Consider the following 7431-nt stretch of genomic DNA (forward strand, 5'->3'; position numbering starts at 1 on the left):
TTTTGTTTGCTAGCGAGTGGCGTATTCATCCAGCCACTGGTGCATGGCCTGATGGTCGCCCTGGAAGATCACCCTGTCGGCCTTCTTGCCAATCTGATACTGATACATGGGGTCGTAATATTTGCTCAACAGCAGGGCGATCCATTCGAGGTGCGCCTGGGTATCGCCGCGTTGTATCTGTACGGCTAATGCGTCTCTGATCATCTGCTGTAACTCATCATGCTGCTTACCGCCCAGGCGTTTCTGGATGCCACTGATGCTGTTGGCCAGGTACTCGGCAAATGCTTCAAAGCCAGCTTCTTCGCCCAGACGCTCAACATAACCTCTATGCATCTTGTGGACATATTCGTCCAGCAGACGTGTCAGCCTTGCCTCCAGCGGTTCCTCCAGGATGACCACGCTGGCAGCTTGCATTCCCATGTAGAAGGCTTTGGGCAGCGCCGAGCGTCCGATAAGGTAACTCTCATCTTCTAACAGCAGGATTTTCGCCGGGCTCTGTTGGTGTCTGAGCAGGGCAACGCCCAGACTGTTTTCGAAGTTGATCTGCGTCGGCTGCTCCTCATGATAGCGGCCGAAGCTGGATCCCCTGTGATGGGCCAGCCCTTCGAGATCCACAGCCTCCTGGCGCTGCAACAGAAAGTCTGTCTTGCCACTGCCGGTGATGCCGCTGAGGATCAGCATAGGTTTCACCGCTGGCGCCCTGTCTATGGTGTCGATAAGGAACTGGCGCATCGCCTTGTAGCCGCCCTGGATATAGGGGACGTCTCTGCCGGCCTCGGCAAGCCATTGCTGGGTCAGTTGAGAGCGTAGGCCGCCGCGAAAGCAATAGAGATAGGCTTCGGGATGGGTGTCGAGATAGGCGAGCCAGGCATCGACCCGCTGCTGTTTAACCTCGCCACACACCAGTGAGTGACCCAGAGCGATGGCGGCATCCTGGCCGTGCTCCTTATAGCAGGTGCCCACCTTCTGCCGTTCATCGTCGCGCATCAGGGGATGGTTGCTGCTGGCGGGAAAGGCGCCCTTGGTGAACTCTATCGGCGCGCGCACATCCATGATGGGATGGCCGCTGGCCAGGATACGGCCATATTCGCTTGCTGGAATGACGTTAGCCAATTGATGATTATCCATTAGATCAGCTCTACCAATGGCTGCGACTCAGTTTGCGGTACCAAGTGGCCGATGCATTGGGTCGGCAGCCCCTCTTTTTCCAGTAGTGCCAGTAGCTCGGCCTCATGGCTGTTAGATACGGCAATCAGCAAACCACCGCTGGTTTGTGGGTCACACAGCAGAGCTTTCTGCACGTCGTTCACCTCTGGCAGATGTTCGCCGTAGCTGTCGTAGTTTCTATGGGTGCCGCCGGGGATACAGCCAAGCTTGAGGTAGTCCATCGCCTTGGGCAGCATAGGCAGAACCGCTAGGTCTATCTTGGCCGCCAGCGTGGCGCCCTGGCACATCTCGATCAGGTGGCCAGCCAAGCCAAAGCCGGTGACATCCGTCATGGCGGTAACCCCCGGGATCTTGGCGATTGCCGCTCCAATCTTGTTGAGCTGGCACATGGCACCCGGCGCGATGTCGATATCCTCGTCTGCCAGCTTCTTTTGTTTCTGCGCCGTGGTTAGTATGCCGATACCGAGGGGCTTGGTCAGGAATAGCCTGTCGCCCACCTTGGCGGTATCATTCTGTTTGAGTTCGTCTAATGGGATCTGCCCGGTCACCGCGAGACCGAAGATAGGCTCGGGCGCATCGATACTGTGGCCGCCAGCCAACATGATGCCGGCATCCTTACAGGCCTGGCGCCCGCCATCGACTACCTGCTGGGCAATCTCGGCAGGTAAAACATTCACCGGCCAGCCCAAAATAGCGATGGCCATCATGGGAGTGCCGCCCATGGCATAGATATCGCTGATGGCATTGGTGGCGGCGATACGTCCGAAGGTAAAGGGATCATCCACGATCGGCATGAAGAAGTCAGTGGTGCTGATGATGCCTGTCTCATCGTTGAGTCGATATACGGCGGCATCGTCGCGGGTCTGATTGCCTACCAGGATGTTGGGGTCGTCAAAGCTGGGTAGCTGAGAGGCGAGTATAGTGCCCAGTACCTTAGGTGAAATCTTGCAACCACAGCCTGCGCCGTGGCTGTATTCGGTGAGTTTAATCTTTTCTGCTGACATAACCGCAAACTATCTCTGGATGAAGTGGAGAGCCGCTCATGATAGACCCATAGGTGCGCTACTTCAATCGCCCTTAGATATGAAGGGCGGGAGGCCGCTATCATTCCTGATTATTTCAGGGGGTAAAAAAGCCACCCCGGGGGTGGCTCTTTCGAGATCGGATTAGGCAAAACCTGTGGTGAGGGACTTCCACTGCTTCTGGCGTGCCAGCAATTCCTGCTTCAGGTGCTCTACCTGCTGCATCAGCTGATGTGTGGTCAGCTGTTTGCGCTTGGCTTCCAGCAGCTCCTTATGGGCCTGATAGTAATCGGCGATATGGGTCTTGAGCAGCTCATATTCCGCATGGATCTTCTCGAGGATCTCTTCGTGGTTGGCCAGCTGTGTAACCTTATGCTGGGCCTTCTTAAGTTGCATCTGCAACTTGGCGCTCTCGATCCGCTCCTGAGGGGTGACCCTGAGGTTGTTGGCCAGCCCTGTCCAGGCCATGGCGTTGATCAGCCATTTGGTGGGATCATAGTGCCACCAGAGGATGCCGTTGCGATAGTCGTTCTCGAAGATGTGGTGGAAGTTATGATAGCCCTCGCCATAGGTAAACAGCGCCAGCACGCCGTTATCACGCGCCGTGTTCTTGTCTGTGTAGGGCTGGCTGCCCCAGATGTGGGCCAGTGAGTTGATGAAGAAGGTGCAGTGGTGAACGACCACCAGACGTAGCAGACCCGCCATCAGCAACATGGCCCAGATATCGCCATTGAGCCAGCCTAGTAGCGCCGGCAGGCCTATGTTCATGATGATGAGGAGCGGCAGATAATATTTGTGCTGCCACATCACAATTTTCTCATTCTGCAGATCACGGACGTTCTTATAATCGTGATAACGCTGTGCCTGATACTCCCTCAGCATCCAGCCGATATGGCTGTACCAGAAACCCATGTTAGCCGAATAGGGGTCTTTGTCGTTGTCATCCACATGCTTGTGATGGATACGATGATCCGACGACCAGTGCAGGGCGCTGTTTTGCAGGGCCAGGGCGCCGCCCAAGGCAAACAGAAAACGTACCGACCAGTGTGCCTTGTAGGTGCGATGTGACCAGAGCCTATGGTATCCGGCGGTTATCGACAGACCGCTGGCGAAGGCTAGGCCGACAAAGGCTACCCATTCCGCCATGCCGTAGCCATAGGTGATGCCATACCAAGGCACCAGAATGACAGCGCCTAAGAAGGTGATGGCAAAGAGTAGGATGTTGGTCCAGATGAGGGGAGGCTTTTTCATTATTATGTCCAGGTTATCTTGGTTGAGCGTACAGCTGTAAGCTAATTCTACTGACTTCACGGTGCAGGTCAAGGTGGGCTGCGTTTTTGCGCCAAAGAAGGTATTATTGTCGGATTGAGTTTTATCTAGTGGATTCATCATGATGGGTATCAGAGCACAGCAAAAAGAAAAAACGCGTCGCGCCTTGGTCGATGCCGCATTTAATCAATTAAGTGCCGAACGCAGTTTTTCTAGCCTGAGTCTGCGGGAAGTGGCTCGCGAGGCCAACATAGCGCCAACCTCCTTCTATCGTCACTTTAAGGATATGAACGAGCTGGGGCTTACCATGGTGGATGAGGGCGGCCTGACCCTGAGACAGATGATGCGCAAGGGACGTCAGCGCGCCGAGGCCGGCGGCAGCGTGATTCGTATCTCAGTCGATACCTTTATGGAAGTCTTGGAGTCTAACCCCAACGTCTTTCGCATCTTGTTGCATGAGCGTTCGGGTACCTCGGCGCCGTTTCGTGCGGCGGTGGCGAGAGAGATAGAACACTTCATTTCTGAGTTAGCGCACTACACCGAGGCGACCACCAAGCGCACCCCCGAACTGGCAAGAGCCCAGGCGGAGGCCCTAGTGACCTTAGTGTTCAATGCTGGCGCCGCGGCGCTGGACATGAAAAGAGTCGATCGCAAGATATTGGCCGATCGTCTGGTGATCCAGCTGCGCATGGTGGCTAAGGGCGCTGAGTCCCTGCAGCAGAAGATGGAACATCGTTAAGCCGGGAATGGATAGCCGGTAATAAATCGGATAAGCGAGCAACAAAAAAAGGGCCATCGGGCCCTTTTTTACTGTTTGACTTATAGCTAGCCGATTAACGACGTTCCAGCAGAACACCAGATTCCATATGATCTGTATAGGGGAACTGGTCGAACAGTGCGAAGCGGGTGATCTTATGGGTCTTGTCCAACACCTTGAGGTTGTCCAGCAGGGTATTGGGATTACAAGAGATGTATAGGATGCGCTCGTAGCCCTGCACCATCGATAGTGTGTTGTCATCTAAGCCTGCTCTTGGTGGATCGACGAAGATGGTGTTGCAGTCATAGCTGTCCAGATCCACCCCTTCTAAGCGTCTGAAGCTACGCTTCTTGGCCAGCGCATCGGTAAAGTCTTCCGCCGACATACGGATAATCTGCAGATTATCTATCTGGTTGGCCTCTATGTTGTATTGGGCCGAGTCCACAGATGGCTTGGCCAGCTCGGTAGCGAGCACGCGGTTGAAGTTTTGTGCCAGGGCGATAGAGAAATTACCGTTGCCGCAGTAGAGCTCCAACAGATCGCCGCTGCTATTACGGGTGATGTCGATGGCCCACTCTAGCATCTTGATCGCTACCTCGCCGTTTGGCTGGGTAAAGCTATTTTCGACCTGCTTATAGGTAAGCTGTTTGCCGCTGACGGGTAGGGATTCGATGACGAAGTCGCGATCCATCACCAGCTTCTGCTTACGGGCGCGGCCTATGATGTCCACCTTAAACTTGCTCGACAGTGCCTGTTTCAGCGCTTGAGCTTCCTCTTGCCACTTGGCATCGAGCTGCTTGTGATAAAGGAGTGACACTAAGATCTCTCCGCTGAGGGTAGAGAGAAAATCCACCTGGAACAACTTGTGTCTCAGGACTGGGTTAGGACGCAGCGCCGCCATCAGCTCGGGCATCATGTCGTTGATTAACTGGCTCGCCGGTAAGAACTGCTCACAGCGCACCTTCTGGTTCTGCGCCTTATCGAACATGTAATAGTAGAGATCCTCACCCTCATGCCAGACGCGAAACTCGGCGCGCATGCGGTAGTGGGCCTTCTGTGAGGCAAACACTTCCAGTTCGGGTGTCTCGAAGTCGGCAAATAGCTGGGCTAGTTTCTGACGTTTCACATCGAGTTGTGCGTCATATTGCTGGGGATCCATTGCGTCTACATTCATTTCTTAACACCGTTACTGTCTCTGGGGGCGCAAATAGTATACTACTTGTCGTTGATGTCTAGGGGGTGGCTAACATTGTAGTGGACTTTCCCGCCGGATTAATCTGCCATAAAAGCCAATTGTGAGGCCTATGGCTTTAGCTTTTATCGCGAATGTGAAAAAATCGTCCCTTTAATGTGTCTGCGTTTCTATGATGGGAGAGCCAATTTGTCAGCAAATATACTCGTGTTCGATTCTGGGGTAGGCGGCCTGTCGATATTGGCGGCGGTGCGAGAGCAAGTTCCCAGCGCGAACTATTGTTATCTGTTTGACAATGCCAGGCTACCCTATGGCGAACTCGACGAGCAGGAGCTGATCCAAGGTTGCGTTAGCTTAATTAGTCAGGCGGTTATCCAGTGTCAGGCGGATATCGTGGTTGTGGCCTGTAACAGTGCCAGCACACTTATATTGCCAGCGTTAAGAGCCTGCCTGAAGGTGCCCGTGGTGGGCGTGGTTCCAGCTATCAAGCCCGCGGCGGTGTTATCGCAGAAGAAACACCTCGGGCTATTGGCAACGCCCGGTACTGTCAATCGCCAATACACCCAAGATCTTATCGATCAGTTTGCCAGTGATTGCCGCGTGGACAGATTTGGCTCCTCCGAGCTGGTCTATCTGGCCGAGGATAAGATGGCGCAGCGGCCTGTGGATAGCGAGGCACTGAATCATATCCTCGCACCAATCAAAGCATCCGGGTTAGACACCTTGGTTCTCGGCTGTACTCACTTTCCGATTCTAAGAGAGGAGTTGCAAAGCTACTTGGGTGAGGACGTGCATCTATTAGATTCCTCTAACGCCATCGCCGCCAGGGTGGTGAGCCTGCTCGAGCCGAGCACGAGTGGGGAGATAGGTAAGAGCCAGGCGCTCTATACGACAGATAGTATTTCCGAGGGATTAGGGAAGACCTTAGCTGCCTGGGGATTCAGATCGGCTACCGCCTTTCACGATAGCCTGATGCCAACAGGCAGCTAGGTTATGACGCTACTAAATATAAGCTGACTTTCTAATATCAATTAAGCCGGGTTAAATTTAGCTGGCCTGTACTGCTTCGTTTTTCTCTGCGTCTTGAGATTTAGCTTCACGAACCTTGAGAGTGCGTTCCTGGAACTCGAATTCGTTTAGCTTGGTCATTGCCTTCTTGGCACCCGCCTCTGACATCTCGATAAAGCCGAAACCCTTACGACGTCCTGTCTTGCGATCGCGAACCAATCTGACCGAGCTAACAGGACCATACTTGCCAAATAACTCTTTCACTTCACCTTCATGCACACGGTAAGGCAGGTTGCCTACATAGAGTGTCATTGTGGGTCCTGTATAAGTGTCGCCTCCGGTAGCGTTAGCGGGAGATGACTGAAGTGTAAAAATAACACTCGCAATAATAGCACCAGTAAAAAATGCGACCGCTGAATAAAGCTCTGGTGTGAACTGAGATATTGCCAATGCGCCCAAGATGGCGACAATCAAAACAATAAGAAATGGCTTTTGCATATAATAGGTTCTCTGAGGAATTGATAATTAACTGTTAACAGCTCGTATATGGTAATGAATTATTAGCAATTACACTAGCATATTGATGAAAAAACGAACTTTAGCGGCCTTTGATATTGCGAGATCCCGATCCATTCTGTGTGATTTCCCCTCATTTTGTTTCTTAATTCAACGAAGCGATTAAAAGATCGACTTGCGATCGTCGATCCTTTAAAAAGCCCTTGCGCCCAAATCATAACTGCCTATAATGCGCATCCACTGACACGGCAAAGCAGACAACGCAGCGTCGAAACACTTGGTAGCTAAGGCGATAAGGTGGTCAGGCACTGAAAAGTGAAGCCTCAAAAAGTTTGCAAAAACTGCTTGACGCGAACAAGGGATTGCGTAGAATACGCAGCCCTAGCCACTCGGGAATCACCGGGATGCGCTAACGCTCTTTAACAATTTATCAAGTAATCTGTGTGGACACTCACAGGTATTGAGTTAATCGAAAACGATTTAAATCTCAATGCATGATT

7 protein-coding genes are annotated in these 7431 nt (G+C 52.8%); 2 read left to right on the forward strand and 5 right to left on the reverse strand.

Features of this window, described 5'->3' with window-relative positions; all coding sequences use genetic code 11:
* Positions 1-9: 9 nt before the first annotated feature.
* The 3 genes from mnmH to AYI87_RS12375 all read right to left on the reverse strand — a co-directional run bounded on the left by mnmH (position 10) and on the right by AYI87_RS12375 (position 3440).
* A complete protein-coding gene (gene mnmH / locus AYI87_RS12365; protein WP_144202463.1) occupies positions 10-1128 on the reverse strand; it encodes a tRNA 2-selenouridine(34) synthase MnmH in 1119 nt (372 codons plus the stop codon).
* Positions 1128-2171: a selenide, water dikinase SelD gene (gene selD / locus AYI87_RS12370; protein ID WP_144202465.1), complete on the reverse strand. Its 1044-nt coding sequence runs from the start codon at positions 2169-2171 to the stop codon at positions 1128-1130. The genes mnmH and selD overlap by 1 nt, the downstream gene beginning before the upstream one ends.
* A 162-nt stretch (positions 2172-2333) precedes the next feature.
* Positions 2334-3440 carry a fatty acid desaturase gene (locus AYI87_RS12375; protein WP_144202467.1) on the reverse strand — a complete coding sequence of 369 codons (1107 nt, stop codon included), beginning with the start codon at positions 3438-3440 and terminating at the stop codon, positions 2334-2336.
* Positions 3441-3582: 142 nt separating this feature from the next.
* Here AYI87_RS12375 and fabR point away from each other — a divergent pair, with 142 nt between their 5' ends.
* A complete protein-coding gene (fabR, locus tag AYI87_RS12380; protein WP_041406854.1) occupies positions 3583-4197 on the forward strand; it encodes an HTH-type transcriptional repressor FabR in 615 nt (204 codons plus the stop codon).
* Positions 4198-4291: 94 nt separating this feature from the next.
* Here fabR and trmA read toward each other — a convergent pair whose 3' ends face one another.
* Positions 4292-5389, reverse strand: a complete 1098-nt coding sequence (trmA, locus tag AYI87_RS12385) for a tRNA (uridine(54)-C5)-methyltransferase TrmA (RefSeq protein WP_144202469.1) — start codon at positions 5387-5389, stop codon at positions 4292-4294.
* Between the two features lie 207 nt (positions 5390-5596).
* Here trmA and murI point away from each other — a divergent pair, with 207 nt between their 5' ends.
* Positions 5597-6397, forward strand: coding sequence for a glutamate racemase (murI, locus tag AYI87_RS12390; protein ID WP_144202471.1), 801 nt, complete (start codon positions 5597-5599; stop codon positions 6395-6397).
* A gap of 57 nt (positions 6398-6454) precedes the next feature.
* Here the strand turns inward: murI and AYI87_RS12395 are convergent, their stop codons facing one another.
* The gene (locus AYI87_RS12395; RefSeq protein ID WP_144202473.1) at positions 6455-6913 is read right to left on the reverse strand and encodes an RNA recognition motif domain-containing protein; all 459 of its coding nucleotides are present in this window, start codon (positions 6911-6913) and stop codon (positions 6455-6457) included.
* Positions 6914-7431 lie beyond the last annotated feature (518 nt).

It is taken from the genome of Shewanella sp. KCT (assembly GCF_007636505.1).
Classification (GTDB): domain Bacteria; phylum Pseudomonadota; class Gammaproteobacteria; order Enterobacterales; family Shewanellaceae; genus Shewanella; species Shewanella halotolerans.